Source organism: Bacillus sp. PK3-037, assembly GCF_054161355.1.
Genome location: NZ_CP096408.1, coordinates 3,202,137 through 3,227,560 on the forward strand (window position 1 = coordinate 3,202,137; position 25,424 = coordinate 3,227,560).

Below are 25,424 nucleotides of genomic sequence, written 5' to 3' on the forward strand. Positions count from 1 at the left end.
CTGCTCTACACATAGGAAGACGGCTTTTCTGAGCTGCGATATGAACGAATCACCTGCTCTGTCTGTCTTTGAAACGTATCCTGTATATCAGCAAGATGTTTTCGTTTTACCGCAATTTCATCCTGAATATCGCGCAGCCTTGCATCCCTTTCCAAGTGCCGGAGTTCTGCTTCGATTTCTTTGCAGCGGTCGAGCTCTGATTGGAGATCGAGAAGCTTGTCCATCGTTTTCATCTGTTCTATTACCAGCTTTTCAAATTCCGTCATCGGTTCCTCCTTCAGCCTGGTCAAAGTCTAAACGTTTCCACCATTATTCATTTCGATTCTGATCTAAGCAAACCCTTTGACTCATTCTGTTGAGCTTTCACAAGTTTTGTCGTTTTTCAAACAGAAAAAAGCACTTCCACCCGAAGATGAAGTGCTTTTTTCTGTTTCAGTGATTAGCTGTTTTGTTGTTTGTTTTGTTCAGCAGATTGGTTTTGCTGTCTTACCTGCTGTGTGTTCGTTTCGCTTGCGAATTCAGTGCCGAATTGACCTTGTTGGCCAGCAGCTGATTGTTGGTTTTGTTTTCTGACTTGCTGAGCGTTTGTTTCGCTAGCAAATTCAGTGCCGAATTGACCTTGACCAGCAGCTGATTGTTGGTTTTGTTTTCTGACTTGTTGAGCGTTTGTTTTGCTGAAGTTATTTGAGTTAGCCATTGTTATCACCTCCACGGTCATTAGAATGTGCAGGTGATCGAGTAGCTATTCCTTTTTTTAAAAAATTTTTTTAAACGAGCAGTGAACGCCCGCCGTCAACGATAATGGTCTGTCCGCGGATCATGTCAGCTTTTGATGACACTAAAAATTCAACCGTATCGACCATATCTTTAATCTCTACCATACGTCCCGCCGGGGTATTTTGACGCGCATCCTCCAAAAGGTCGTCTCTGTTCGGGAAGTGTTTGAGCGCATCTGTGTCAATCGCTCCGCCTGATACCGCATTTACGATAATCTGTTTTGGTGAAAGCTCTACTGCGAGATAACGGGTTAAAGCCTCTAACGCAGCTTTTGACACACCAACTGTCGTATAGTTTTCAAGGTAGCGGATTGAACCTAATGAGCTGATGCTGACGATATGACCGCCGCCGTTTTTCTCCATCAGTTTTGCCGCTTCTTGAGCGCAGAAAAGCAAGGCTTTTGCATTGATGTTCATCGTCCAGTCCCAATGTGTCTCCTCTAATTCCATAACCGGTCTCAGTACACCTGATGCAGCATTATTAACAAAAACATCCAGTCTTCCAAAGGTTTCATCAATTTGCTGAAACATCTCTTTAATTTTTGCGGGCTGGCCTACGTTTGCTTTTACGGTAAGCACTTTCACGCCAAGTTTTTCAATTTCTTCCGCTGTTTCCAGAGCGGCTTTTTTGCTGCGTGCATAGTTGATGACAATATTATAGCCGTTTTCCGCAAGTCTGATCGCCGCTGCTTTTCCGACGCCGCGGCTGCTTCCTGTTACGAGTGCGCATTTATTTTGTTCCATTTTTTCCTCAGCTCCTTGTAGCGTATAGTTCTCTTCATTCCACAAACAATAATGGCAAGAACTTTAAAGGGGGGTCTTCTGTTATGTATGTCGGACGAGATATGAGCGAATTGACCATGATTTCCAAAAAGGACTGGAAAAACAGTGAACTCGCCTTTTTTCATCATGCCTTTCAGCAAATTATGCCTTATTTGAACGAAGAAGGCCAATCCAAATACCGTGAATTAACGCAAGAGATTGAAGCGCGCGGCGGAATGAAGCGCAATGAAGCAGACTACAGCCACGGCACGCGCGTCAGTTATGATTAAGGACTCTTACCGAGCAGCCGAATTAAATGACCCGGCTGCTTCCACTGCCATCTTCCAAATTTTTTGATGTGACACTGGAAACGCGAATTCTTCAAGCTCTTTCTTCGTTACTTTTTTCAGGTCTGCAGTATCCGACACTTGTTTTACTTTACCGAAAAACACAGAAATATTCCATACCAGGTGGGTGAAAACATGCTCCACTACACCTTGGAGGTCACTGATTTCAGCTTTTATGCCAAAATCGCTTTCTAAAAATGCAGTGAGCTGCTCGCGCTCTGTTTTGATTCCTTTTTGCGTTTCAAGATTCGGGAATTCCCACAGATTGGCAAGAAGTCCCTTAGACGGGCGTTTATGAATATAGACTTGTCCGTCATCATCTGTCAGTACAATTGCAGCCATTGTTTTGATCCCGGGTTTTTTCTTTTTGCTTTTCACCGGGAGTTCTCGTTCAGTGCCTTCTGCAAACGCTGAGCAATGCTGCTGAACAGGACAAAGCAGGCAAGAAGGTGATTTCGGCGTACAGATGATGGCTCCCAGCTCCATTAAACCCTGATTGAATTCGGAGGGTTTTTCTTTTGAAATAAACGCACGGACTGCTTCTTCAAAAATCGTTCTTGTTTTTGGCTTGGCAATATCATCCCAGATGGACAGAATCCTCGACATGACACGCATCACATTTCCGTCAACCGCGGGAATCGGTTTATTGTATGCGATGCTTAGCACCGCTCCTTTTGTGTAAGGGCCTACTCCTTTTAAGCCGCCGAACTCTTTTTCTTCTGACGGAACAACTCCCCCGTATTGCTGCTTCACTTCTTTTACCGCGCTTTGCAGGTTTCTGACACGCGAATAATAACCGAGGCCTTCCCATGCTTTGAGCACTTTTTCTTCATCGGCATCAGCGAGCGCTTCTACTGTCGGAAATTGCTCCACAAACCGTAAAAAGTAAGGAATGACCGTCTCTACCCTCGTTTGCTGGAGCATCACTTCAGATACCCATACTTTATACGGATCTTGGTCCTCTCTCCACGGCAGAATGCGCTGTTCTCTTTCGAACCAGTTAATTAAATCATTTTGAAATTGCTGTATATCTTTTTGTTTTACCTTATCTTCAAGTACGTTCATATGTGTTTCTCCCCAGTCTCTCGCGCCCCGCTTTTCTTTAGACTGTTTTTTGTTGTACACTAAGGGCACAGTACGATAATATGTTACATTAAATAGAAGTAAAGAAAAAGCGGAAACATATGAGAACGATTAAACAGGTTAAAAGATTGGGTATACAAAAATAGGTAATGTCTTACAAAAGTGAATGTGCAGGATACACCTGCAAGGAGGTCACCTATGGATACGGGCACACATGTTGTCATGGGCATCGCCCTCGGCGGAATCGCGACACTGGATCCGGTTGTCGGAACAGATCCGGCAATGGCTCACGCAGTCATGATCGCTACGCTTGCGGGCTCACAGGCTCCTGATATTGATACTGTGTTAAAACTTAAAAACAATGCTGTTTATATAAGAAATCACAGAGGCTTTACCCATTCTATTCCCGCCGTTTTGTTTTGGTCTGTCATCATTCCGGCGATTTTGTATTTATTTTATCCGCAGGCTGATTTTCTGCATCTGTGGCTGTGGACATTGCTGGCAGTTGTGCTGCATGTATTTGTTGACATTTTCAACGCGTACGGAACACAAGCCATCCGGCCGTTTTCGAAAAAATGGGTGGCACTCGGGCTGATTAACACATTTGATCCGTTTATATTTATCAGCCATCTGGCGGCCATCGCGGTTTGGTATGTCGGCGGCAGCCCCGGTATTACATTTCTCACCTTATACGTAATACTGGCAGGCTATTATATCTTGCGCCTGATGATGCAGCTGCGAATCAAACGGCAGCTCCGTGAGATGATTCATGAAGAGATCGAAAGCATTATCATTTCGCCGACGATGAAATTCAGGCAATGGCGGATTGCGGTTACGACTGCGCATGCTTTTTATGTAGGAAGGAGCATGGACGGGCATGTGGTGATACTTGATACGTTTAATCGGGTGCCGGTTCCTGAAACCGACGTTATGCAAGCGGCGAAGCAGGATGATAACATTGCGGCGTTTCTGTCGTTCTCCCCGGTTTACAGGTGGGAAGTGGATACGTATAAGGATCATTACGAGGTACGGTTTATTGACCTGCGTTATCGGAGTAAAGGGCACTATCCGTTTGTCGCAATCGTTCATATCAGCCATGATCTTGAGATACGCTCATCTTATACCGGCTGGATATTCAGCGAAGAAAAGCTTCAGAAAAAATTAAAGCTCGGCTCTATTTAGAGCCGGGCTTTTTTGCGTCTTGTATAAAAAACAGCTAAGAGCAGACTGATGAAAGACATCAGTGCGGATATTTTAAAATATGGCGGATAGTAGGTGAGTTCAATTTGATTGTCTCCCTTTTGCGCCTTAAAACCGATAAAAGTGTAATCGGCTTTTTCAATTTTCTGCTGTTTCCCGTTAATTTTCAGCTCCCAGCCTTTCTCATACGGAATCGGGAGCATGATGTACTGGGGTTTGGAATTGTGATATGTGAATGTCAGCTTGTTTTTATTCCATTCCAGGCTGTCTGTTCTCTCTGTTTTGTTTTGCGACACAGCGTTTTTTAATGTTTGATAATTTTCTTCATAAAGCGCTATGTGTGAAAGCTCGTACGTTCCTTTCGGAAGCCTGATCGAGATATGATCTGATTGAGGCACTCTGATGGTTAAATCATTTACCCCCGTTTTATAGATCGATTGATTGGATTTTCTTGTTGTGACATAATCATTTACCTTTAGCGTAAATCCTTTGTCTTTTGCTTTGCTATTCAAATAAAAACCGACATAGTAATCGCCCGGACCGGCTGACGCCTTTTTCGGAGTGATGATCAATTCTCCGCCCTTTTCTCCAGTTACCGTAAGGAGTCCGTTTTGATATTGAGCTTGTTTTGCAGTGATATCCGATTTGGAGATCAGATTCGCCAGATCAGGCGGCTGCTCTGTTTTTTCAGTTGGATCTGCTAATACAATTCCTTTCAGCATCGCTTGCTCTTTCGCAAGAGCCGGCAATTTTTCCAAATCCCTTTCTGTGTAAACTTTATCGGCTGATTTGACAAAAGGAAGCATGTATTGATTTTCATAAACGGTGTAGTGCTCTGATTCCATATGTTTTGTAAAGCCGTATGGAACATTCGCTTCGTTTATTTTTTCCGTCATATAATATCTGCCGTAAAGCAGGCTGTACAAATTCGCTCTGTCCCCCAATGAAGCGTAGCGGCTGACGCTTTCTCTTCCCATATCGATGCGAAGATCATTCCAATAGAAGGAGAGCAAATGGCTGTTTAAAATGCTCGAGTAGGCGCTGAATCCATTAAATCCGTAAATAATCGGAGTGTTATTGCGGACGCCATTCATCCAGTCGATTCTCACGAGCGGGTCATTGTCTTCCTTTTGCACACGTCTGATGAGCTGAGATTGTTCGTCTCCTTTGTATTCCTCGCTTGTCATATAGGATTTTGAGACACTGTCCAGCCCGCCTCCTTCTGAGAGCACATATTTCTGATAAGTGTTAGCGACAAGCAGCGAAGACAGAATCACCACACCGTATACAGCCAGCTTTGCCCGTTTTTTCATAAAAACTGCGGCAAACAAAGCAGCGATTGTCAGGAACAAAAGCAGCAGGATGCTTTCATTCGCTGGCTTCCATATATAAAGCTCATCCCTTTGGACATGATACCAATAAAGAAGCAGAACAATCGCGGCTGCAGGAAGCAGTTCTTTCCGCCTCAGCTCCTGCAGCTGTGATAAACCTGCGGCGGCTGCTCCGGCGATTGTAAAGGCCAAAATATATTCAAACCGGTTTTGCGGGGCGGAAAAGCCGTTAAAGGCGCTTGCCGCGTACGGACTGAAATGAAAGAGGATAAACAGAAGGCTCAATCCGGCAAAAAGGCGAAACACCCGGTGTTTATAAAAAGAAATGACAAACAAAAACAGTAAAAAGATGGCTGGCACCACGATAATCCTGCTTGAAAATAAAATATTATCATCGAAATTCAGCCACTCTATTTTTTCATTATACGGAGGGCGCAGGTTATTTAAATACCCGTAAACCACCGGCACAAATACCGCCGCACTGATACCGAAAGAAATGAGTCCCGAGACTAAAAACATTTTGCATTGAACCCATTTTTTCACTTCATGATCTTCCAGCTTGATGAGCCATCTGAACAAAATATAAATTCCAATGAAAATCAGATTTATGTATGCAAAGTAAAAATTGTTGATTAAGCTCAGTGAGCAAGCAATGATAAACCATGCCGGACGCCGCTCCCTGATGATTTTTTCCGCTCCGAGCACGAGAAGCGGGAGCCAAATCATTGTATCTGTGAAAAATTCCCAATACGCTTCGTGGCGAAAGTAAATAATCGATACTCCGTATAGTACAGCACCCGTAAACGCCGCTGCTCTGCGTTTGAGCAAATAGGTGAAAACAGAAGCTGCTGTAAAAATAATCAGACTCAGCTTTAAAATGCTGATAAAAACGGCTGACTGCGCCCAAAAAAGCGTGTCCGCCTCACCGATGAGATGAACGGATTGCAGCAGCCATACTGCGGCGGATGTCGCGAGAAAAAGGAAAGAAGCAGAAAAATAATAGCCAAGCTGACTGAATGTGCCGCCGCCGAGTCCGAATGAATAATGATAGAAAAAGTTTCCTTGCGTGTATTGTTCATATAATAATTTCTTAAATACGATCATTTGCGCCAGTCCGTCACCCGGACCTGTCATATATCTGCCTTCCGCCCATTCTTTCACAAAAAAAGCGTGCGCAAGAACGGCTATGAACAGACTGGCCGCATACATCATGACATGTTTTCTTTTTTTCATAAGAGTTCTCCAGTCTTGCCGTTAACTGTAAGCATGCAAAAAAGCACTGCCAATGGCAATTGATTCATTTCAGTGCAGTTTGGTCAAGCGCCGCATGTTTTTCAATTCGTTCGTTTCAGGCAGATCTTTGCTCGGGATATTTGCTTCTTTGATCAAATAATGCGGACGTTTTTTTGTTTCATAATAAATTCTGCCGATGTATTCTCCTATGATGCCAAGGCTTAACAGCTGAACCCCGCCAAGGAATAAGACCGCAGATATAATTGTGAAATATCCGGGTACAGAAATACCGTTTGTAAGAATTTTGACGAACGTGGCTATGATATAAATAAGAGAGAGCAGCAATACAAAAATGCCGGTGTAAAAGCATATTCTCAGCGGTTTATGATTGAAGGAGACAACGCCGTCCATTCCGTAATTAAAAAGGCTGTTGAATGACCATTTGGATGTGCCGTTTTTTCTTTCGACATTTTCGTAAAAAACAATTTTCTGTTCGAAGCCGATCCAGCAAAACAGGCCTTTTGAAAAGCGGTTGCCTTCGCTCAGTTTCAAAAGTGCATCCACAGCTTGGCGGCTTAACAGCCGAAAGTCTCCGACACCGTCACGCAAATCAACTTCCACCGCTTTATTAATGAACTTGTAGTAAAGGGAAGAAAGAAGCGAACGCACGGGGTTATCACCTTTTCTGTTCCTCTGGGCAATGACTTGATCATAGCCTTCCTCGTAGCCTTTGATAAAGTCCTTCAGCAAATAGGTCGGATGCTGCAAATCGGCGTCCATCACGACAACTGCCTCACCTTGAACATGTTCAAATCCGGCCAAGATCGCGGCTTCTTTTCCAAAATTCCGCGAAAATGATATGTATTTCACTCGGCTGCATTTGGATGCCAGGTCTTTGATCTGCTGAAGCGTGTCATCAATACTTCCGTCGTTAATGAAGAATATTTCATAATCATAATGAATGTTTTTGAATTCCTTTTTTAAAGATTCATGAATGAGTTTGACATTATAACCTTCATTGTAAGACGGGATAATAATCGAGATTAATCCTTGCTTCATTAAGGCACCTTCTTTTTATTATTCTTTTTAAGTATTGCCTTAGGGGAATTGTACACAAATCTTCAGTAAGGCTATTCCTTTTTTTAAAGTCGTTTAAACCTGTTTTTTGTTACATTTTTGGTATGACATTTGAGTATATGTAATGTTATTTTGTCAGGATTAAAATAGAGTATGAAAAAAAAGCATAGAAAAAGTCTGCCATTTCGACAGACGGTGCAAAGAAAATCTGACTTATTGGTTTTCAAGATATTCTAAAATAAGCTGATTCACGATGGCCGGCTTTTCGTGGCTGATCCAATGGGACGCTTCATCCACAAATATTAAATGCCCGTTTGGACAGCGTCTTGCTGTTTCTTTTGCAAGCTTTCTGCTTAAAAAGCGGTCTTCCATTCCCCAGATCATCCGATAAGGGGCTGTATGGCATTCGCGGGAATTTTCTGCAAGGCTGCCTTTTCTGAGGGCCCTGTACCAGTTCAGCATTGATGTCAGGGCGCCAGGCTGCTTCCACGCTTCTTTGTACTTATTGATATCCTCAGAAGAAAAAAGCTCCGGCCGATCAGATAGCCCGATGGCTTTATCTAATTTCTCATAATCGTTTTCTGTTAACGCGGCCTCCGGTTTGTCCGGCAGCTGGAAGAAGGCAATGTATGAGCTTTTCAGCCATTGCGGCGGGTAGACTGGCGTTACGGTTTTCATAACGTGCGGATGCGGTATGTTAATGGCGATAAGCTTTTCAAGATATTCCGGACGTGTTGATGCCAAGTGCCAGGCTACTGCTCCTCCCCAGTCATGACCGATCACGATTGCTTTTTGATCAGTGAATTGCGAAATAAGCCCAATGATATCATCTCGTAATGTATCAATCCGATATGCCTCAATTCCTTCCGGTTTGTCACTGAGATTGTAACCTCGCTGGTCAGGAGCAATCACCCGGTACCCCGCGTCCGCAAGCGATTTGATTTGGTTTTTCCAGCCATACCAAAACTCAGGGAATCCATGGAGCAGGACGATAAGCGGGCCGTCCTCCGGTCCTGCGGAAGCAACGTGGAGTGTGATTCCATTTGTTTTGACAAACTGGCTGTTAACTCCTTCCACTTAAATCTCCTCCTTGACTTTGCGTCATATGTTTCAGCCTTTTCTCCGTCAGTAAAAAAGCGATGATACAAGCAGCAACAAGCAAGATCAGCTGAAGGATGATAAAGCTTGATCTCAGGAGCACCCCGGCCCCCAAGACAATCAAACCTGACAGGATCATGAGCGCCGCACTGTAACGGTTGGCTTCATTCCATAATTTTTGATCTGACATTGAGCGTCTCGTTCTAAATCCATATACACTGTTAATGGATTTTGGAGGGAACAATTTGATGAAAAGACCTGCAAAGATCATGAGCCCTCCGCCGACTAAACATGCCATATGATCATCTCCTTTCTCATTGTTACGTTCAGAAAGAAGAAATGTTTCAATATCCAGACAAAAAGACAAGCATGAGCCTGTCTATTTAGCGTATTTGTAAATCCTTTGTCGGAATATAGCCTTTTATCCCGCCGTAATCAACGAATGCCCAGCTGAAATCAAATCCTCCGTTTTCACTGAATCCCCAGCCGAGCAAAGTGACTTCTTTCCCCGAGGAAAGCTGCTTGGCTTTTCCGTTTTCCGGTGTTGGAGAATAGAAGGCAGTCTGCTTTGCTGTTTTTGCTTGACTTGCGGTTTTCATTAAGAAGTGTGTTGAAATATATCCTTTTTTTCCTTTGAATTCGATTTGAGCCCAATCAGCATTTGCAAATCCCTTTACAGTGACTTTCTGTTCAGATGATACTGTGCCGAGAATCGCGCTTTTTTGTTTTGGCTCAGCCCGGACATTCAGTTTTCCTGCTTTAATCATATACGAATCTGATGATGGCAGAGAGACATTTATGGTCTGAAGGGTTGCAGCTTTTGCTGCGGGAGCAGTGCTAAATGCGGTAAAACTCAGTCCTGCGGCGGCAGTTAAAGCGAGCAATACTTGTTTCTTTTTCATACATAGCTCCTCCTCGCATTTTGACAAGATATAAGAGGTATTCCCTGATTGCCTGGAGGATGAAACACTTTTTGTTTATTTTTTCTAACAGTTAAGGAAATGTTAAGGTTTGTAAGGTGTACATTACATTCTAATTTTTGTATGATACATTATGTAAGGTATACGTTACATAATGAGAGAGGATCAAATAAGATGAAGCATGGGGTTCGTAATTGTGTAAAAGAATACAGAAAAGCTAAAGGATGGACACAGGATCAGCTGGCAGAAAACATTCAAGTGACAAGACAGACGGTCATTGCAATTGAAAAACAAAGATATGAACCCTCAATAGGCACTGCAATTAAATTATCTTCAGTGTTAGAGTGCTCATTAGATCAATTATTCTGGATAGAAGGAGATAAATAATATGAACATGACGTATCGTACCGGATTATTTTTGCAAACTTTGCTTCCCATTTTATTGTATGTCCTTTATTGGCATTCACCTTCAACTTTAACACTTCTGTTAGCAGTCATCGGAACTGCACGAGTTCTTTATTCTGCCGCACATATTCATAGAAATAAACTCTGGGGAAACGTACACTTTCAGAATGACCAACGCACCCGCTCAAATGCTCATTTCGCGGGCTATATATCACATTGGGTGATGATTGTTATTTTGCTTATAGGTGTTGTTCTTATTCATCAATCCATGCTTCCTCTTTCCTATCTGCAGCTGATTGCATATACTGCTTTTCTTGGTTTTATGCTTAGAATGGTGATTAGTGATGTACTAAATACAAATGTGTAAAAAACAGCCTGCCGTACTTTGCCGGCAGGCTGTTTTAATGTAAAAGCCCTCTGCTTTGGTTTAAGTAATCATTCACGTCTTCACGGCCGCTTTGGAAAAGGTGGAGCTGGCCGCCATAGTTCTCAATCCACTGTGTGACGATTTTTTCTGTCATTTTTTCGCCTTGGTAGGCGTGTCCGGCTTTTGCATAGGTTGCTTCAAAGTCGCTCCATAACAATTCCACCCATGTTTTCGCCTGAATGTAGCTGATCATATCGTTTTTTTCCAGAAGCAGATTCGTCAGTTTCTCAATATACGTATTCATTTGGTGGTCTCCTTTCCTTCAGGAAAAAAATTACGCTTTAAAACTTCATGTTCTCCATATACTAACCTTACGTCTTCATCCGGCAAGACGCAACTTTTTGATCTCGAACCTAGGGGGATATGACATGGTCCGCAATAAAGAAAAAGGATTTCCTTACGAAAACGAAAACAAGTTTCAAGGTGAACCGAGAGCAAAGGACGACTATGCTTCAAAGCGTCCTGACGGGTCAATCAACCAGCATCCTCAGGAAAAAATGAGAGCCTCCGGCAAACGTTAAAAGAAGAACAGCTGCACATGTGCAGCTGTTTTTTTACCCTTTATTGACTTGATACTCATAGACGCTTTTCTTTTCAGACAGATGCGCGAATGTTGAGAGCACCAGTCCGCACGCGGTCATCAGCGCTCCTCCCGCAAACAGCCAGGAATAAGAGCCGGTTCCGCTTAAAATGATGCCGCCGATCCAAGCGCCGAGCGCATTAGCCAGGTTAAATGCAGACACGCTCACAGCTGCGGCGATCGTTGTGCCGTTCTCAGATGAAGAAAGCACCTTTGTTTGCAAAAGAGGCGGTGTGCCGAATGCGCAAGCTCCAAATAAGAAAGTCGCGACAATGGCTGCGGCCGGATAAACGGCGATGTACGGAAATACCGCAAGTACGCCGATCAAACCGATCATGACGCCAATCATGGTCCGGGTCAGCAGAGGAAGCGGCACTTTTCCCGCAAAGAAGTTTCCCGCAACCCCTCCTAAACCATAGGCGAAAAGGGCGCCTGTAATGCCGACTGTGCTGAAACCCGCTGAATTTCTTAAAATCGGCTCGATAAACGTATACGCGATAAATACGCCTGAATAGCCTAAAATTGTAATCGCAAAGGAGTACAGCACCTGTTTATGTTTAAATACTCCCCACTCATTCATGAGCATCGGGATGACTTTTGGTTTTCTGTTCGGCACGGTAGCCATCAGGCCTAAAAATCCGATCACTCCAAGCACCGTAATGATGGAAAACACGACTCTCCAGTTTAGGACATCACCCAAGTAGGAACCGAATGGAACACCCAGCATCAAAGCCACTGTTAAACCGCCGTTCATAGACGCAGCGGCTGCGGCGCGTTTTTCCGGCGGCACCATTTCACTAGCGAATACCATCGCAATCGCAAAGAAAGCGCCGTGAATGGAAGCAGATAAAATTCTTGAGACCGCCAATACCGCAAAATTCGGTGCCAGTGCGCTCATCAGGTTGGAAAGGATGAAAATCCCCATCAATCCAAGAAGCACCGGCTTTCTCGGGAGCTTGACAGAAACAATCGTGACGAGCGGGCCTGTTACACAGACGCTTGCCGCATAAGCGGTGACAAGGAGTCCCGCAGAGGAAACATGTATATGAAAGTCATCGGCAATCGACGTCAAAATACCCATCACCGCATATTCTGTGTATCCAATTGAAAACGTGCAGATCATTAGAACAAAAATAATTAATTTTACTGATGGATTTTTCATACTCAACGTCATCGCCTCCTTTAATGTGAAAAAACAACGAGTTCCATCTTAAAAGAAATCCATGGTGAATTCAATCAATTTTTCTCTAAAAATCGCCTTGAGTGTGCTCAAATAAAAAAGAGGCTGATATTCAGCCTCTCGGTTATCCCTGCTTCTTTTGCTGTAATACTGAGATTGGAAGCGCTTCTTCTTGATCGGGAGCCGATGTTCTGTATCCCCAAGCGAAAACGCCATTTAAATAGGTAATATGAAACTCATCATCAGAGCCGTCCACAACATACGTTTCTCCCGGCGAGAAGTCCTCCGGGTTCAGCAAGTAGGCCTTTGCCATGGCAATTTTCCGTTCGAGCACTGCCAGTTCATTTATGATTCCAAGCTGTTCCGCTTTCCTTGCTTTTTCAGAAAGTCCTGCGATTTCTGTATTGAGTTCGTGCGTTGTCATTTGACTGTATCGTTTCTCCATTTTTCAGCTACTCCTCTTCCTGCAGAAATTGCTCGATTAAATCGAGTGAGAATCCTTTTCTGAATAAAAATTGTTTGACCTTCATGGCACTTTCATAGGAGCCGTCATAACGGTATTTTCTAAGCGCTTTTTCCGCATGAAGACGCAGCGCTTCTTTTTCAGTATCTTCGTCATTTTCGTATTCAATTTGCTCCAGCGCCGCAGAGATGACATCAAATGAGAAGCCTTTGCGCTGCAGCTGCATCTGTGCTCGCTGTTTGATTTCTTTTGAAGAGAGTTTCTTGTCTTTCTTCAGAAGCTTTTCGATATGCTTAACTGCTTTTTCCGTCTGTTCTTCAAAAGAGAAAGAACTCAGTGTATCTTTGATGGTGTCGTCATCGATCCCCTTCGCTTTCAGCTCTCTGAACAAAACGTCAGGCCCTTTTCCGTTTGTTTTTTTGTGAGTGCTCACGTAGGCCGCCGCAAACTCTTGGTCATTTAAATAGTTGTAATCGTTCAGCTTATGAATTACTTCCGCAATGACGGGCGCCGAGGTTTCTTTTTTCTTTAAGTGGTCTTCTACCTCTTTTGTTGACCGCATTCGATAGGATAAAAAATCAATCGCACGGTTGAAGCCTTTTTTCACTTCATCTCCGTATTGAATCTCAATGATCTCGAGGTCATCAAGCTCTTTTCCCTTTGTAAGCTCAAATTTCACGAGCACATCTGCGTCAACACTGAAAGCATATTTTTCATCCAGAAAAATATTAAAGCGTTCCGTATTCTTCTTTTGCGCTGAAATCTTTGTAATAAATGGCATCTTAATCTCCCTTCTCCGGTCTCAAACGCGTTTTCTATGATCAAAATGAGGTAAAGTATAGGTATCAGAACGATGAGGAGAGATGTTTATGAATATTGCAATGACGGGCGGAACGGGTTTTCTCGGCACGCATCTGACTGGCGTCCTCACCCGCCAGGGACATCATGTTTATATTTTATCAAGAAACGCGCCAAAAACTGAACAAAAAAATATCACTTATGTCCAATGGCTGACTGAAGAAGCTGCGCCTGAACAAGAACTTCCTCATATTGATGTTTGGGTAAATCTTGCGGGAAAATCAATTTTTGGCCGTTGGAACGAAAAAACGAAGCAACAAATTCTCTCCAGCCGGATCGATGCAACCCGGGAAGTACGGCGGCTTATTCATAAACAGGCTGAGAAACCGAAGGCGCTTATTCAAGCCAGTGCAGTGGGCATTTACGGCACTAGCCTTGAAAAAACCTTTACAGAAGACTCCCCCACGTCGGACGAGGATTTTCTCAGCCACACTGCACATATGTGGGAACGGGAAGGACAAAATATAGAGGCGATGGGCATTCGAACGGTTTACGCGAGATTTGGCGTGATGCTCGGAGAAAAAGGCGCTCTCCCGCTGATGGTTCTGCCATATAAACTGCTGGCCGGCGGAACGATCGGGACGGGCAATCAGTGGCTGTCCTGGATTCACGTGGAGGACGCCGCCCAGCTGATTGTATATGCAATCGAAAACGACAGCATCTCAGGTCCTGTTAATGTGACAGCGCCTAATCCGGTTGAAATGAAGCAGTTCGGAAAAACGATTGCACGGGTGAAACACCGTCCCCACTGGCTCCCCGTTCCAGCATTCTTTTTATCAAAAGCATTGGGAGAGATGAGCCTGCTTATTGTGAAAGGACAGCGCGCTCTGCCTAAAAAAGCAATTACGTCCGGATTCCGTTTTACATATTCAGATCTTGAATTCGCTCTCTCTCAGCTGCTGATGGACCGAAAGACTGTATAAAAACGGAAGGAAGCGTCAACCTTAAGAATAACATGGTTGAAGGAGGTCCTTTTATGGAAAAGAAGAGGGAGAAGCACCAGCAAGGAGCCAACCTGAAGAAAATGCAGGAAGTTCTTTATTCGAGTGAATTTAAAAAGGCGGAAAAAGCTGCTAAGCGGAAGTAGGGATACATAACGCCGGAAAGCAGATACTATGTTTGTTTGATATCACTTTTTAGGGGGAATTTGATATGGGCAGAAATCATATCCACAAAAACCGTGATAAAAACAAACAAAAACTTCCTCAGGTTCCCGATGCGTTAAAACGAGAAACTGACGGCGTTTACGAGGAATATTCAAGCGAACTTGCTGATGCGGATGACCGCGAAGCGCAGGAGCGCGCGAAAGCGGCCGACAGCAGAGCGAAAAGCAAAAAACGTTAATGAAAAACCCCTTGTCTCTGCTTGAGACAGGGGGTTTTTTACAGCTCGGTGAACCGTTCCTTTATCGGTGTGCGTTTTTTCACTTCCGGCATTTCATCAGGATAGCCTGTTTGTATGATCGCGGCGAAGCGCTCGTTATCCTGTAAACCGAAGGCTTGATGCACGTCTTTATCATAGAGGATCTTTCCGCTTTTCCAAACCATGCCGATTCCTTTTTCCCAGGCAAGAAGCTGGAGATTTTGAATCAATGAGCTGGTTGCCGCAAAATCATCATCTCTTGCTCTTTCGTTCTCATCTTCCTTAAATACAACGAGCAGAAATCCCGGCACACGGCTGAGTGTCTTTTTGAAATTTTGGAGTTTTTCTTCCGTCATGTCCGGCTTTGATTTTTTAGAAAATGAAGCAAAGGTTTTAATCAAGCTTGCTTTTCCTGTTTCACTGGAAACGTAAATAAATCTCCAAGGCTCCGTCACTCTGTGATTTGGCGCATATTTTGCCGTTTCTAGCATGTCAAGGATGACAGCCGGAGGGACGGGATCTTGTTTAAATTTTCGGATTGATCTTCTGCTGCGTATGATATCCCGCAGTGCTGAATCTTGATTTATCTGTTCGGCTTGAGGCATACCGCTTCACCCTTTCTACCAATTGAAAATGATTATCAATCATAATCATAACGGAAAGTGCAGCTTTTTGTAAACCGTCAGCCATATTAGATATCAAGAATCCGAGTTTCTGAGTAAACGGCAGTCCCTGTCATGTTCACTTTGATGTGATCGTTATCTCCTTTTATTTCAATTTCCACTCTTCCGTCTTTCCCCATCTCCTGTCCTTGTTCAATGATGAATGTACGCTGCCCGGACCGGCCGTATTGCTGCATATAAGCTCCCATCACACCGGATGCTGTGCCAGTCACGGGATCTTCTATTGTTCCTGAATACGGCGACGAAAAGTGGCGACCGTGCAGGTCGCTGTCAGAGTGAATCGTTTCAAAGGTAAACGGATGCACTGAGGCTTTTGGCAGATCGACTAGAACTTCCGGAAATTGTTTGTTATTCGGCACCATTTTTTTAGAGGCTTCTAATGATTTGAGCGGAACGATTGCAGTCCATATGCCTGTGCTGCCAAAAACAATTGGAAGGTCCTCATGAAAGTCCTCCGCGGTAATCCCCAATGCGTCCGCGAGCTTTTCCCGGTCGCCCGTAAATGGTTTGAATGTCGGATCAGCCTGTTCAAGTGTGATATGGATGCGACCCTCTTTTTCAGAAATGTTTGCTGGCAGGATACCGGCTTTTGTCTGGATGCTGTACGTTTTACCAATCTCCAGCCTTCCTTTTTCACACAATGCGTATAGGGAAGCGACCGTCGCATGTCCGCATAAATTCATTTCGTGTCCAGGAGTGAAGTAACGGAGTTCAAGATCAGCCGCCTCGCTGTTCCGAATAAAGGAGGTTTCTGAATATCCTGTGATTTCAGCTATTCTCTGCATTTCTTCTTCTGTATAATGGTCCCCGTGCAATACCACACCCGCGGGGTTTCCTTTGCCGGGATTTTCCGTAAATGCTTCATACTTTAATACCTCTGCTTTCATTCGCCTGACATCCTTTCTGCATCAATGTCTCTGTCAGTATAACAAAATATCAGAGGGAATTTTCAGTCAATATTAAAAACCCATTTTCTTTGCAGAGAAATGGGTTCTTACGATCAGGAATTTCTTGTTTTATAGAGCAAATAAATAAAATAGGGGGCGCCGATCGCCGCTGTAAAAACGCCTGCCGGAACTTCGATCGGAGCAAATAAGGTTCTGCCGATGATGTCTGCTCCTAATACGAGCAGAGCCCCGATCAGTGCAGATGCCGGGAGCAGCGCACCGTAAGACGAGCCGACGAGACGCCTTGCGATGTGCGGCGCCATCAGACCGACAAAACCAATCGTTCCGGCAACAGAAACCGCACAGCCCGTAAGAGCCGTACTCAGCAGAAGCAGGAAGAACCGGTTTCTTTGCACGGAGCTTCCCGCGCCTGCCGCAATATCTTCACCGAGCATCTGTATATTCATATTTTTAAGACAGATAAAACAAATGAATAAGAGAATGACAGACAGCAACACGGCTATTTTTACATGCTGCCAGTTAGATCCGTAGACCGAACCTGTTATGTATACATTGGCTTGGGACGCCCTGTAGATCGGTCCTTTGATCATGAGCAATGTGGTCATCGCTTGTGCAGACATTGAAAATCCGATTCCGATCAGCACCAGCCGAAACGTGGAGGCGCCATTTTTGTATGCGAGTAAATAAACGATAAGTCCAACAACTGATGCCCCGATAAATGCGGCAGCCGGAAGCCATGACAGACTGATCGTCAGTGAATCGCTTCGGTCTGAGAAGAACATCATGACAAGCACCACAGCCACAGCCGCTCCGCCCGTGATTCCGATAATATCCGGGGATGCGAGAGGGTTTCTGACCAGCCCCTGCAAAATTGCGCCTGCCGCAGCGAAGCAAACGCCGGCGCATACAGCTGTCAATATTCTTGGCATGCGGAACGACATCACCATCATTTCATCGAGCTTTGAACCTGCACCGAAAAATGTTTTGGCCACATCCCAAGGAGGAATGAACCGCTGTCCGAGACCGGCGCTTATAATGAACACAGCCGCTGTTAAACCGAGTAAAACAAAAAAGACAATCCATGCTTTCTTTTCAGCCGCTGTAATGCCAAAACGAAGTTTCATAGATTCGCCCCCCTTCTTGCGATGTAAACAAACACAGGCATGCCGATAATCGCCGTCATGACCCCGACAGGAACTTCCTGAGGCATAATGATATATCGTGCCCCGATGTCCGCGGCAACAAGTAAAATCGCACCCAAAACAGCGGAAAACGGCAGAACCCAGCGATAATCATTGCCGATGATAAAGCGGGCAAAGTGCGGGATGATGATGCCGATAAAGGAAATCGGCCCGGCAATGGCGACAGCCGAACCGGCCAGCAGGACAATGCATAGTGCCATAGCGAATTTCAGCAGTCCCGTTTTTTGACCAAGTCCTTTGGCAACATCTTCTCCCATTACAAGAAGATTAATTTTTCGGCCGAGGAAACAGCTGATCAAAAGCGCCGCCGCGGCATATGGAAGCATTGTCATCAGCAAATTGAGACTCCTGCCCTGCACAGAGCCCGTCAGCCAAAATAGCACCTGAGCCAGCTCGAGTTCATTGACGGAAAGCATGCCTTGTGTCAGCGAAGAAAACATTGCCGCCATGGCTGCTCCAGCCAGCGTCAATTTGATCGGCGTGAGCCCTTCTCTTCCAAGCGAACCTGCGGCATAGACAATCGCGGCGGTAAAGGAAGCACCGAGAAACGAGCTCCATACAAGCGCTTGGGGTGATTGAATATGCAGAAAAAATGATCCGGCAACAATAAAAAAGCCGGCCCCCGCGTTGATTCCGAAAATCCCTGGTGATGCTAGCGGGTTTTTTGTCAGCGCCTGCATCAGAGCGCCGGCAGCCGCAAGGGAAGCGCCGACGACCGTGGCAACCAAGGCGCGCGGGAGCCTGACGTCTTTAATGATGACTTGCTCATTTGATCCGTTAAAAGATGTAAACGCTTGATAGACCTGTCCCCATGACGTACCGGTATAGCCGTATATGACACTTGCGCAGACAGCCGCCAGCAAAACGAAAAGCAGACATAATAACAAAATCCATTTCGAATAAGCCTTTTTGAAGATCATCATCCAATTCTCCTAGTGATTTACTATGTAACATTCTTCAACATGACTGCAGTAAATTGATTGTTTTTGAGAATCATCCTCAATTAATGATTGACACTCTCACCACTGCTTATTATGATCTAAATGATAATGAATTTCAATATTGGGAGGAAAAAGATGAAAAAGCACATCAGCATGCTATTTGTATTACTTATGGCCGTTATGGTGCTTTCTGCCTGTAATAGTTCAGAAAGTTCAAGTAACAGCGAGGGGTCAAGCAGCAAAACAAGAACGGTTAAACATGCAATGGGGACATCAGACAACATTCCAGCCCATCCAAAACGGATTGTCGTCTTAACAAATGAAGGAACAGAGGCGCTTTTAGCGCTTGGCATTAAACCCGTCGGGGCCGTGAAGTCATGGAAGGGCGACCCGTGGTATGACTACCTGAAAGACGATATGGAAGGTGTTAAAAACGTCGGGCTAGAAACTGAACCGAATGTGGAAGCCATCGCGGAATTAAAGCCTGATTTGATTATTGGAAATAAAGTGCGCCAAGAAAAGATTTATGATCAGTTAAATGCGATTGCGCCCACGGTTTTTGCTGAATCTTTAGCCGGGAACTGGAAGGATAACCTGACTCTTTATGCCGACGCGGTGAATAAGGCGGACAAAGGCAAAGAAGTCATTGCCGATTTTGATAAGCGCGTTGCCGATATGAAAGATAAGCTTGGCGATCAGACAAACAAAACCGTGTCTGTTGTACGCTTTCTGTCCGGCGAGTCGAGAATCTATTATAAAGATTCATTCTCTGGCATTATTTTAGACCAGCTTGGTTTTAAACGTCCTGAGAAGCAAGTGGAACTATTCAAGAAACAAAAGGACCAATTCACGTTCTCAACAGACAGCAAAGAATCCATTCCCGATATGGATGGCGATGTGCTTTTTTATTTCACTTATAAAGCCGATAATGCAAAAGATAATGAGAAATGGGCCAATCAGTGGACGAGCAGTTCACTATGGAAAAACCTCAAGGCTGTAAAATCAGGGAACGCCCATGAGGTCGATGACGTCGTGTGGACAACCGCAGGCGGAATCAAAGCCGCAAACTACCTGCTTGACGATATTGAAACGTATTTCTTAAAGTCTAAATAAAAAAGAACTCCGTCTGTTTAGACGGAGTCTTTTTTGCTTTTGCCGATCAGACGCGTGACGAGGAACATCGTGACAGAAAGAGATCTGTTTTTCCGATACGCCAAGTATTTTCCGCGCCATTCGGGTTTGTATTTTTCTTTAAATGCCCGGAGCCCGCTGAAACTGTACATGTACCGAACATTATTAAAAATGACAGCCGCGAAGCGTTCTGACCAGAAGGATGTAAAGGCTGTGCCGACATTGGCCAAGGGCGCCATGCCCATGTTAAATGACGTGCACCCCTCCTCCTTCGCCCATAAAAACATGCGGATGAACAATGCATCCATAATACCGTTCGGGGCGTCGCTGCGATAGCGCATCAGATCGACCGAGATTTCACCCTCCTGATACATCGGCATGATATTTGCGAAAGCGACAATGTCCCCTTCGGCATTTTTCATATAGGCGATCGGCGCTCTCTGTAAATATGACGGATCAAAGAACCCGAGCGAAAAGCCCTTCTCCTTTTTCGAGCCGAGCCAATCATCGGAGATTTGTTTGAGCTCTTCTAAAAACGCTTCTGAAAATGGAGGATGATCTACATGGAAAGTATATTCCTCCCGTTCAAACCGGTTATTGATTGCCCGCAGGCCGGCTTTTTTCTTCCCTGATATGGTAAACGTGTTTAAATCCACATAGGCTTCCTCGCCAAGTTTAAAAAAGTTGTAGCCAAAATCGTGGTACAGCGCCATGTCCTCTCGTTCGATTTGATAGAACAGAACACTGAACCCTTTTTGATGTGCTTCGTTAAGAAATTCTTCGAGCACAAGCGGGAACGACTCCTTTTGGCCGGACGGATCGCCGAGCACGACCAGCCGTCTTGCGATTTTCCCAAACAGAAGCAATGCATTGCCATCGCTAGAGAAATAAAACCGCTTATCCCCCAGAAAGCCGAGATGGCTGAGCGCGTTGCCGCCTTTTTCATTCAAAAACTCAGCAAGACGTTCTGGATCAGCTTTTTCCCCAATTGGTTTGGTTTTCTTATGATACACCACTGTAAAAATAAAGAAGAACAGCGGAACGGCGATGACTGCCATGATGGTCGCATGTGTAATATGAGAAGTGCTGTGGACGAAATATTCGTGGCGCAGCACTTTTTTCATCCGATCCCAGATGAAGCTTGCGATAATGTTATAGTTAAACAGCGCCACAGTAAACAGGGCCGCAGCGAAAATCATTTGCCCGAGCGTATAGGAAGCCTGTTCTCTGACAAATTGTTTTTTCAGCAGCACAAGCAAGACGATGATAATCGGCAATATGAATATTGCACTGATATTGAGCCCTTTTAAAAAGCTGAAAACAAATCCGCCCACAAGTGCTGTAATCGCCATTGTATAGGACCGTTTTGTCCGTTTATAAAGCTCGATCGGCAATATCAGCAAAATGAGCGCTGAGCTTAAGGACAGCCCGTTGAACAGCAAAAGGACCGGGCGGGGAATGTGCGGAATGACTGTCAGCCGATCAATCGGCAGTGACACCGACGCAAGGACAATGAGACCGGCTACGAACACAATGAGTGAAAGCGATCCCTGCAAAATCCTCACTAACATGGCCCGCTGTACGACAAGCAGCACGTTTGTCGTTTCGATAGCCGGTGCAATTCGCGGGTTCGTTTCAAGCCGTTTCATCGTACTTTCGGTCAGATCGCCGGCAGCAAAGAACAGTCCCAAAACGAACGGGATAAATGAATAGACGAGCCGGTACAGCACAATCGACGTCACAATGGCTTCCTGATGGTAGCCAAGCTGCTCCATTCCGAGCAAAAACAAAAGGTCAAACGAGCCGAAGCCGCCCGGAACAAGACTGATCATGCCTCCGATTGCCGCAATCACGAAAACCCCGAACACATACCTGATGTCAGCATGAATTCCCATGGCGAACAGAGACAGATAGATTACGATTCCAGCCATAAGCCATTCTGCAACGGAAGCGCCCATATAAGCGAAAATCGGATTTTTCACTTTGTCTGCGCCCTCTTCATTCCCTGCTTTGCGGCCTTTTCGTTTAGCCGCCGCCAAAGAGATCGGCACAATCAGCGCGAAGCCGATAACAACCGCCCACAGCCATGGTTTTTCATTGATGACTTCATCCACGGGCAGCAATCTTGCGACAACGAAAATGCTGAAAAACTGAAAGGCCGAGCAGCATAGAAGATGTAAGCCAGGCAATTCCTTTCACCAGCGCTTTATGGTCTTTTGTATGCTCCTTATAAAACATCATTCTTAACCCGACTCCGGCTAGCCCTCCGAAGCCAAGGACATTATTAAATGAATTGGCAATCCAGGATACTCTGAACACCTTTCCGTTTGTGATCGAAAGGCGCAGCGAATATTTAAGAACGTAATCATATAGTGACATGGCCGCAACAGCAAGCAGGCCTATGAGCACAAGAATGAATAAATCGGTCCGCTCCAGCCCATTGATTACCATAAGCGTTCGTTTGAATGACAGGTTTGTCAATTCTTTTTTCGACTGATAAAACACAAATAGTAAAACAGCAACAGGAAAAACGATTTTTAAAATTGATAAAGCATTTTTTTTAATCAGCAATGGTCTCTCCAATCATATACAGTTCGATATTTCTTTCCCCAATAATCTCCAACTCATTATACACTACCGCTATTTTTCGGACAAAGTCTCATCTGCGGTTTATGCTGACTTTCTTTCAGCGGTTAAAATCGAGTAATATGGTAAGAGGAGCGAATGACGAGGAAGTGATCAAATGGAATATAACTTACATGATACAACAGTATTAAACGAAAATATTCTTTCATCTGAGGAACGTGAAATTTGGGTGCTTTATATGAAAGTCTTAACATCTGCCGGGCTCGGTGATGTGTCTGAGTGGATGAAGCTGGATATGAGCATGCCGCAAATGAAAGTGCTCATGCTTTTAAACAATCACGGAACGCTGAAGGTCAGTGACATTGCAGAGAAAATGGGGGCTTCCCTGTCAAATACAACCGGGCTGCTTGACCGCCTTGAGAAATCCGGCTTTGTTAAACGCTCACACTCTGAAGAGGACCGCCGTTCAGTGGTTGTTCATTTAACGGAGGATGCGAAAAATATTTTTCGCGGGCTTTATCAAAAGGGCCATATGAAATTGAAGCGTTCCTTGGAAATGCTGTCTCCTGATGAAAAGCAAGCTGTTTCCAAAGGGCTTTCTATTCTTTCCAGAGCGCTGGAACAGGCTAAAAAAGAATAATGTCAGCGAAGTCTGTCCTCACGCAAACTGCGGAGGCAGACTTTTTTTATTTGACATTTAGTTCATTTTAAATGAATAATATATTCCAAGTGAAGTAAAAGGAGTTGATGAATATGCATAAGACATTGGCAGATCAAAAAAGCCAAAAGTGGGCGATCAGCCTGTTTACCATCGGTGTGTTTATGGCTGCGCTGGATAACGGAATCATCTCCGCTGCGCTGACCACGATAAACGAATCGTTTGCCGTTTCTCCGTCTTGGGGTTCATGGGGCATTACGCTTTATACGCTCGGTCTCAGTGTCAGTGTGCCGATCGTCGGAAAGCTTTCCGACCGCTACGGCAGAAAAAAGCTGTTTCTTATTGAAGTCGGCCTTTTCGGGCTTGGTTCTTTGCTTGTCGCTTTAAGCCAAAGCTTTCCGCTATTTCTTATCTCACGGCTGATTCAGGCGCTTGGAGGCGGCGGGATATTCATCATCGGAAGTTCTCACGTCCTTGCTACACTTCCAAAGGAAAAGCAAGGGAAGGCCCTTGGTTTGCTAGGGGCGATGAACGGGATGGCTGCTGTGCTCGGACCCAATATCGGAAGCTTTCTGCTTGATTGGACCGGATCATGGCATTGGCTGTTTTTGATTAACCTGCCGATTGCAGTGCTGCTGATTGTTTTGGGTGCATTTTTCATTGTAGAAACCAAAGCGCCGGAGGCCAAACGTCTCGACACGGCCGGAATTTTTCTTCTGTCCTTGTCAATTTTGGCTGTCATGTACGGCATGACAAACCTTGACGGGGCAAATCTCTTAAAAAGCCTGGGAGATCCTGAGGTTTATGGATGTATTGTTTTCGGTATTTTTTGTTTTGCGGCGCTCGTATGGTTTGAGAAACGGATGGAAATGCGCGGGGGCGATCCCATTCTGGCGTATTCTTTACTTCGGAATCACATGTTTCAGCGAACGCTTATCATCGGTTTATTATCCGGGGGCCTCTTGGCGGCAGTTATTTTTATTCCGTCATATGTTGAGCAATATTTAGGCGTTCCTGCCGCAAAAGCGGGCTATTGGATGACACCTCTTGCCTTAGCTTCCGGAATCGGCGCTTGGCTTGGCGGAGCGCTCACCGACAAAAAAGGACCGGTGAAAACTGTTGTGCTTTCAGGAATTATTTCATGTGCGGGATTTGCTTTATTTCCGCTTTGGGTGACGGAAAAATGGGAGTTTGTCATTGCAAGCGTAGCGGCCGGCATCGGTTTTGGCTTTCTGCTAGGCGCTCCGCTGAATGTTCTTGTATCAGAAGCAGCTAAAGCGAATAAGGGCACGGCGCTCGGCACGCTTTCATTAGTAAGGCAAATCGGACTGACATTGGCGCCTACTCTTTATGCAGGTTTTATCACAGCGGGGTTTGACCAAATCGGCGATGAAATCAGCAGCCGCTTATCGGACAGCGGACAGTCAGGGAAGGCTATGCAAATGATTCCCGAGATCGACAGTTCAGATGTTTCTTCTTTACAAGAACAGATCGAACGCATTCCTGTGCCTGAAGTCAAAACCGCGATAAGCGATGCCATTCATGCCAGTGTCGCCAGCGGCTATGATCATTTATATGCGGCGGCGGCTGTGATTTCTCTGCTGGTGATTGCAGCAATCAGTCTCCCGGCTTTCCGCCGGCAAAAGCGTTAAGACCACCCCATCCGTTTGGAAAGCTCCGTAATATGAGCGATATGGTGATGTGAGTGCCAGACATACAGCCCGAGCGCGTTCTCTAGGGTAATGATATCTTTTGTATCGGGATGGTAAAATCCGCGCTGAAATTGCTGATCCGTCAGAGTGCGAAGAAGAGCCGTCCATCTTCCGTGAAGCTCCTGCAAAAGCGCAAGTGAACCGCTCGGCTCCGCTGTTTTGGAGTCTTCAAGCTCCGACCATGCTTTTTCATCATACGGACGGATGGCCGGCGTCTCTTCTGTCAAACTTAATTTAAAACGGATATAGCTATTCATATGACTGTCAGCCAGATGATGAACAACTTGCCGGACGGTCCATCCGCCGTCTCGGTACGGTGTGTCAAGCTGGCTGTCCGTCATACCTTCAACGGCTTGCTTCAGTTTGGCCGGCACTTTTTCAAGCGCTTGAATCCATACATCTTTTTGCTCCTTCGATACCGATTCCCTCGGCTGGTATTCTCCTATTGGATAGCTTAGATTGGCTGTTGTCATGTATGTTCTCCCTTCTGTTCAATCTTCT

Annotated in this window: 29 protein-coding genes and 1 pseudogene; 11 read left to right on the forward strand and 19 right to left on the reverse strand. The window is 45.0% G+C overall.

Features of this window, described 5'->3' with window-relative positions:
* Positions 1-5: 5 nt before the first annotated feature.
* The 3 genes from M1D69_RS16550 to fabL form a co-directional block, all read right to left on the reverse strand.
* Positions 6-266 (reverse strand): YgaB family protein, encoded by a 261-nt coding sequence (locus M1D69_RS16550; RefSeq protein WP_458105483.1) that lies wholly within the window; start codon positions 264-266, stop codon positions 6-8.
* Positions 267-439: 173 nt separating this feature from the next.
* Positions 440-697, reverse strand: coding sequence for a gamma type acid-soluble spore protein SspE (gene sspE, locus M1D69_RS16555; protein WP_024120660.1), 258 nt, complete (start codon positions 695-697; stop codon positions 440-442).
* Between the two features lie 70 nt (positions 698-767).
* The gene (gene fabL / locus M1D69_RS16560) at positions 768-1,520 is read right to left on the reverse strand and encodes an enoyl-[acyl-carrier-protein] reductase FabL (protein ID WP_322013458.1); all 753 of its coding nucleotides are present in this window, start codon (positions 1,518-1,520) and stop codon (positions 768-770) included.
* An 83-nt stretch (positions 1,521-1,603) separates the two neighbouring features.
* On the opposite strand from fabL, the gene M1D69_RS16565 reads away from it, so the two are divergent.
* Positions 1,604-1,828: a hypothetical protein gene (locus tag M1D69_RS16565; RefSeq protein ID WP_024120659.1), complete on the forward strand. Its 225-nt coding sequence runs from the start codon at positions 1,604-1,606 to the stop codon at positions 1,826-1,828.
* Positions 1,829-1,834: 6 nt separating this feature from the next.
* Here the strand turns inward: M1D69_RS16565 and mutY are convergent, their stop codons facing one another.
* Complete coding sequence (gene mutY / locus M1D69_RS16570) at positions 1,835-2,950, reverse strand: A/G-specific adenine glycosylase (protein ID WP_458105482.1); 1,116 nt, start codon at positions 2,948-2,950, stop codon at positions 1,835-1,837.
* A gap of 216 nt (positions 2,951-3,166) precedes the next feature.
* On the opposite strand from mutY, the gene M1D69_RS16575 reads away from it, so the two are divergent.
* Entirely contained in the window at positions 3,167-4,150 is a 984-nt protein-coding gene (locus tag M1D69_RS16575) for a metal-dependent hydrolase (protein WP_024120657.1), read from the forward strand.
* On the opposite strand, the gene M1D69_RS16580 is transcribed toward M1D69_RS16575, so the two are convergent.
* The 5 genes from M1D69_RS16580 to M1D69_RS16600 form a co-directional block, all read right to left on the reverse strand.
* Entirely contained in the window at positions 4,147-6,732 is a 2,586-nt protein-coding gene (locus M1D69_RS16580) for a YfhO family protein (RefSeq protein WP_458105481.1), read from the reverse strand. The genes M1D69_RS16575 and M1D69_RS16580 overlap by 4 nt on opposite strands.
* 69 nt (positions 6,733-6,801) lie before the next feature.
* Positions 6,802-7,791 carry a glycosyltransferase family 2 protein gene (locus M1D69_RS16585; RefSeq protein ID WP_458105480.1) on the reverse strand — a complete coding sequence of 330 codons (990 nt, stop codon included), beginning with the start codon at positions 7,789-7,791 and terminating at the stop codon, positions 6,802-6,804.
* A gap of 231 nt (positions 7,792-8,022) precedes the next feature.
* On the reverse strand, positions 8,023-8,886 hold the full coding sequence (locus M1D69_RS16590; RefSeq protein WP_458105479.1) for an alpha/beta fold hydrolase: 864 nt from the start codon (positions 8,884-8,886) through the stop codon (positions 8,023-8,025).
* A complete protein-coding gene (locus M1D69_RS16595) occupies positions 8,873-9,205 on the reverse strand; it encodes an SdpI family protein (protein ID WP_458105478.1) in 333 nt (110 codons plus the stop codon). The genes M1D69_RS16590 and M1D69_RS16595 overlap by 14 nt, the downstream gene beginning before the upstream one ends.
* An 85-nt stretch (positions 9,206-9,290) precedes the next feature.
* Complete coding sequence (locus M1D69_RS16600) at positions 9,291-9,809, reverse strand: SH3 domain-containing protein (protein ID WP_458105477.1); 519 nt, start codon at positions 9,807-9,809, stop codon at positions 9,291-9,293.
* Positions 9,810-10,001: 192 nt separating this feature from the next.
* On the opposite strand from M1D69_RS16600, the gene M1D69_RS16605 reads away from it, so the two are divergent.
* Together M1D69_RS16605 and M1D69_RS16610 are read left to right on the forward strand one after the other, a co-directional pair.
* On the forward strand, positions 10,002-10,214 hold the full coding sequence (locus M1D69_RS16605) for a helix-turn-helix transcriptional regulator (RefSeq protein WP_010333455.1): 213 nt from the start codon (positions 10,002-10,004) through the stop codon (positions 10,212-10,214).
* Position 10,215: 1 nt separating this feature from the next.
* Positions 10,216-10,599 carry a hypothetical protein gene (locus M1D69_RS16610; RefSeq protein ID WP_095714802.1) on the forward strand — a complete coding sequence of 128 codons (384 nt, stop codon included), beginning with the start codon at positions 10,216-10,218 and terminating at the stop codon, positions 10,597-10,599.
* A 34-nt stretch (positions 10,600-10,633) separates the two neighbouring features.
* Here the strand turns inward: M1D69_RS16610 and M1D69_RS16615 are convergent, their stop codons facing one another.
* Positions 10,634-10,903: a YfhJ family protein gene (locus M1D69_RS16615; RefSeq protein WP_024120650.1), complete on the reverse strand. Its 270-nt coding sequence runs from the start codon at positions 10,901-10,903 to the stop codon at positions 10,634-10,636.
* 124 nt (positions 10,904-11,027) lie between these two features.
* Here M1D69_RS16615 and M1D69_RS16620 point away from each other — a divergent pair, with 124 nt between their 5' ends.
* Positions 11,028-11,180 carry a small, acid-soluble spore protein K gene (locus tag M1D69_RS16620; protein WP_010333452.1) on the forward strand — a complete coding sequence of 51 codons (153 nt, stop codon included), beginning with the start codon at positions 11,028-11,030 and terminating at the stop codon, positions 11,178-11,180.
* Positions 11,181-11,213: 33 nt separating this feature from the next.
* Here M1D69_RS16620 and M1D69_RS16625 read toward each other — a convergent pair whose 3' ends face one another.
* From M1D69_RS16625 to recX, 3 genes are all read right to left on the reverse strand, one after another.
* On the reverse strand, positions 11,214-12,407 hold the full coding sequence (locus M1D69_RS16625; protein ID WP_083244566.1) for an MFS transporter: 1,194 nt from the start codon (positions 12,405-12,407) through the stop codon (positions 11,214-11,216).
* 136 nt (positions 12,408-12,543) lie between these two features.
* On the reverse strand, positions 12,544-12,864 hold the full coding sequence (locus M1D69_RS16630) for a YfhH family protein (protein WP_059291604.1): 321 nt from the start codon (positions 12,862-12,864) through the stop codon (positions 12,544-12,546).
* Positions 12,865-12,871: 7 nt separating this feature from the next.
* The gene (recX, locus tag M1D69_RS16635) at positions 12,872-13,663 is read right to left on the reverse strand and encodes a recombination regulator RecX (RefSeq protein ID WP_227534152.1); all 792 of its coding nucleotides are present in this window, start codon (positions 13,661-13,663) and stop codon (positions 12,872-12,874) included.
* A gap of 88 nt (positions 13,664-13,751) precedes the next feature.
* Here recX and M1D69_RS16640 point away from each other — a divergent pair, with 88 nt between their 5' ends.
* From M1D69_RS16640 to M1D69_RS16650, 3 genes are all read left to right on the forward strand, one after another.
* A complete protein-coding gene (locus tag M1D69_RS16640) occupies positions 13,752-14,663 on the forward strand; it encodes a TIGR01777 family oxidoreductase (RefSeq protein WP_458105476.1) in 912 nt (303 codons plus the stop codon).
* Between the two features lie 53 nt (positions 14,664-14,716).
* Positions 14,717-14,827 (forward strand): YfhE family protein, encoded by a 111-nt coding sequence (locus tag M1D69_RS16645; RefSeq protein ID WP_010333447.1) that lies wholly within the window; start codon positions 14,717-14,719, stop codon positions 14,825-14,827.
* 65 nt (positions 14,828-14,892) lie between these two features.
* A complete protein-coding gene (locus M1D69_RS16650; protein WP_044163723.1) occupies positions 14,893-15,084 on the forward strand; it encodes a YfhD family protein in 192 nt (63 codons plus the stop codon).
* Between the two features lie 38 nt (positions 15,085-15,122).
* Here the strand turns inward: M1D69_RS16650 and M1D69_RS16655 are convergent, their stop codons facing one another.
* The 4 genes from M1D69_RS16655 to M1D69_RS16670 all read right to left on the reverse strand — a co-directional run bounded on the left by M1D69_RS16655 (position 15,123) and on the right by M1D69_RS16670 (position 18,815).
* Complete coding sequence (locus M1D69_RS16655) at positions 15,123-15,707, reverse strand: nitroreductase family protein (RefSeq protein ID WP_106021589.1); 585 nt, start codon at positions 15,705-15,707, stop codon at positions 15,123-15,125.
* 86 nt (positions 15,708-15,793) lie between these two features.
* Positions 15,794-16,672 (reverse strand): PhzF family phenazine biosynthesis isomerase, encoded by an 879-nt coding sequence (locus M1D69_RS16660; RefSeq protein ID WP_458105475.1) that lies wholly within the window; start codon positions 16,670-16,672, stop codon positions 15,794-15,796.
* 113 nt (positions 16,673-16,785) lie between these two features.
* Positions 16,786-17,817 carry a FecCD family ABC transporter permease gene (locus tag M1D69_RS16665; protein ID WP_458105474.1) on the reverse strand — a complete coding sequence of 344 codons (1,032 nt, stop codon included), beginning with the start codon at positions 17,815-17,817 and terminating at the stop codon, positions 16,786-16,788.
* Entirely contained in the window at positions 17,814-18,815 is a 1,002-nt protein-coding gene (locus tag M1D69_RS16670) for a FecCD family ABC transporter permease (protein ID WP_458106125.1), read from the reverse strand. Before M1D69_RS16670 ends, M1D69_RS16665 begins: the two co-directional genes overlap by 4 nt.
* Before the next feature lie 156 nt (positions 18,816-18,971).
* Between M1D69_RS16670 and M1D69_RS16675 the strand changes: the two genes are divergently transcribed.
* Positions 18,972-19,949 (forward strand): ABC transporter substrate-binding protein, encoded by a 978-nt coding sequence (locus M1D69_RS16675; protein WP_213418442.1) that lies wholly within the window; start codon positions 18,972-18,974, stop codon positions 19,947-19,949.
* A 17-nt stretch (positions 19,950-19,966) separates the two neighbouring features.
* On the opposite strand, the pseudogene mprF reads toward M1D69_RS16675, so the two are convergent.
* Positions 19,967-22,538 (reverse strand): annotated as a pseudogene (gene mprF / locus M1D69_RS16680) (bifunctional lysylphosphatidylglycerol flippase/synthetase MprF).
* A 172-nt stretch (positions 22,539-22,710) separates the two neighbouring features.
* On the opposite strand from mprF, the gene M1D69_RS16685 reads away from it, so the two are divergent.
* The gene (locus M1D69_RS16685) at positions 22,711-23,193 is read left to right on the forward strand and encodes a MarR family transcriptional regulator (RefSeq protein ID WP_059291612.1); all 483 of its coding nucleotides are present in this window, start codon (positions 22,711-22,713) and stop codon (positions 23,191-23,193) included.
* Positions 23,194-23,306: 113 nt separating this feature from the next.
* Entirely contained in the window at positions 23,307-24,863 is a 1,557-nt protein-coding gene (locus tag M1D69_RS16690; protein WP_458105473.1) for an MFS transporter, read from the forward strand.
* Here M1D69_RS16690 and bstA read toward each other — a convergent pair.
* Complete coding sequence (gene bstA, locus M1D69_RS16695; RefSeq protein WP_458105472.1) at positions 24,860-25,396, reverse strand: bacillithiol transferase BstA; 537 nt, start codon at positions 25,394-25,396, stop codon at positions 24,860-24,862. The genes M1D69_RS16690 and bstA overlap by 4 nt on opposite strands.
* Positions 25,397-25,424 lie beyond the last annotated feature (28 nt).

Excerpts from the sequence above, each read along its gene's own strand:
- M1D69_RS16550 (WP_458105483.1), bottom strand. The coding sequence starts at position 266 with ATGACGGAATTTGAAAAGCTGGTAATAGAACAGATGAAAACGATGGAC.
- sspE (WP_024120660.1), bottom strand. The coding sequence starts at position 697 with ATGGCTAACTCAAATAACTTCAGCAAAACAAACGCTCAACAAGTCAGA.
- fabL (WP_322013458.1), bottom strand. The coding sequence starts at position 1,520 with ATGGAACAAAATAAATGCGCACTCGTAACAGGAAGCAGCCGCGGCGTC.
- M1D69_RS16565 (WP_024120659.1), top strand. The coding sequence starts at position 1,604 with ATGTATGTCGGACGAGATATGAGCGAATTGACCATGATTTCCAAAAAG.
- mutY (WP_458105482.1), bottom strand. The coding sequence starts at position 2,950 with ATGAACGTACTTGAAGATAAGGTAAAACAAAAAGATATACAGCAATTT.
- M1D69_RS16575 (WP_024120657.1), top strand. The coding sequence starts at position 3,167 with ATGGATACGGGCACACATGTTGTCATGGGCATCGCCCTCGGCGGAATC.
- M1D69_RS16580 (WP_458105481.1), bottom strand. The coding sequence starts at position 6,732 with ATGAAAAAAAGAAAACATGTCATGATGTATGCGGCCAGTCTGTTCATA.
- M1D69_RS16585 (WP_458105480.1), bottom strand. The coding sequence starts at position 7,791 with ATGAAGCAAGGATTAATCTCGATTATTATCCCGTCTTACAATGAAGGT.
- M1D69_RS16595 (WP_458105478.1), bottom strand. The coding sequence starts at position 9,205 with ATGGCATGTTTAGTCGGCGGAGGGCTCATGATCTTTGCAGGTCTTTTC.
- M1D69_RS16600 (WP_458105477.1), bottom strand. The coding sequence starts at position 9,809 with ATGAAAAAGAAACAAGTATTGCTCGCTTTAACTGCCGCCGCAGGACTG.
- M1D69_RS16605 (WP_010333455.1), top strand. The coding sequence starts at position 10,002 with ATGAAGCATGGGGTTCGTAATTGTGTAAAAGAATACAGAAAAGCTAAA.
- M1D69_RS16610 (WP_095714802.1), top strand. The coding sequence starts at position 10,216 with ATGAACATGACGTATCGTACCGGATTATTTTTGCAAACTTTGCTTCCC.
- M1D69_RS16615 (WP_024120650.1), bottom strand. The coding sequence starts at position 10,903 with ATGAATACGTATATTGAGAAACTGACGAATCTGCTTCTGGAAAAAAAC.
- M1D69_RS16620 (WP_010333452.1), top strand. The coding sequence starts at position 11,028 with ATGGTCCGCAATAAAGAAAAAGGATTTCCTTACGAAAACGAAAACAAG.
- M1D69_RS16630 (WP_059291604.1), bottom strand. The coding sequence starts at position 12,864 with ATGGAGAAACGATACAGTCAAATGACAACGCACGAACTCAATACAGAA.
- recX (WP_227534152.1), bottom strand. The coding sequence starts at position 13,663 with ATGCCATTTATTACAAAGATTTCAGCGCAAAAGAAGAATACGGAACGC.
- M1D69_RS16640 (WP_458105476.1), top strand. The coding sequence starts at position 13,752 with ATGAATATTGCAATGACGGGCGGAACGGGTTTTCTCGGCACGCATCTG.
- M1D69_RS16645 (WP_010333447.1), top strand. The coding sequence starts at position 14,717 with ATGGAAAAGAAGAGGGAGAAGCACCAGCAAGGAGCCAACCTGAAGAAA.
- M1D69_RS16650 (WP_044163723.1), top strand. The coding sequence starts at position 14,893 with ATGGGCAGAAATCATATCCACAAAAACCGTGATAAAAACAAACAAAAA.
- M1D69_RS16655 (WP_106021589.1), bottom strand. The coding sequence starts at position 15,707 with ATGCCTCAAGCCGAACAGATAAATCAAGATTCAGCACTGCGGGATATC.
- M1D69_RS16660 (WP_458105475.1), bottom strand. The coding sequence starts at position 16,672 with ATGAAAGCAGAGGTATTAAAGTATGAAGCATTTACGGAAAATCCCGGC.
- M1D69_RS16665 (WP_458105474.1), bottom strand. The coding sequence starts at position 17,817 with ATGAAACTTCGTTTTGGCATTACAGCGGCTGAAAAGAAAGCATGGATT.
- M1D69_RS16670 (WP_458106125.1), bottom strand. The coding sequence starts at position 18,815 with ATGATCTTCAAAAAGGCTTATTCGAAATGGATTTTGTTATTATGTCTG.
- M1D69_RS16675 (WP_213418442.1), top strand. The coding sequence starts at position 18,972 with ATGAAAAAGCACATCAGCATGCTATTTGTATTACTTATGGCCGTTATG.
- M1D69_RS16685 (WP_059291612.1), top strand. The coding sequence starts at position 22,711 with ATGGAATATAACTTACATGATACAACAGTATTAAACGAAAATATTCTT.
- M1D69_RS16690 (WP_458105473.1), top strand. The coding sequence starts at position 23,307 with ATGCATAAGACATTGGCAGATCAAAAAAGCCAAAAGTGGGCGATCAGC.
- bstA (WP_458105472.1), bottom strand. The coding sequence starts at position 25,396 with ATGACAACAGCCAATCTAAGCTATCCAATAGGAGAATACCAGCCGAGG.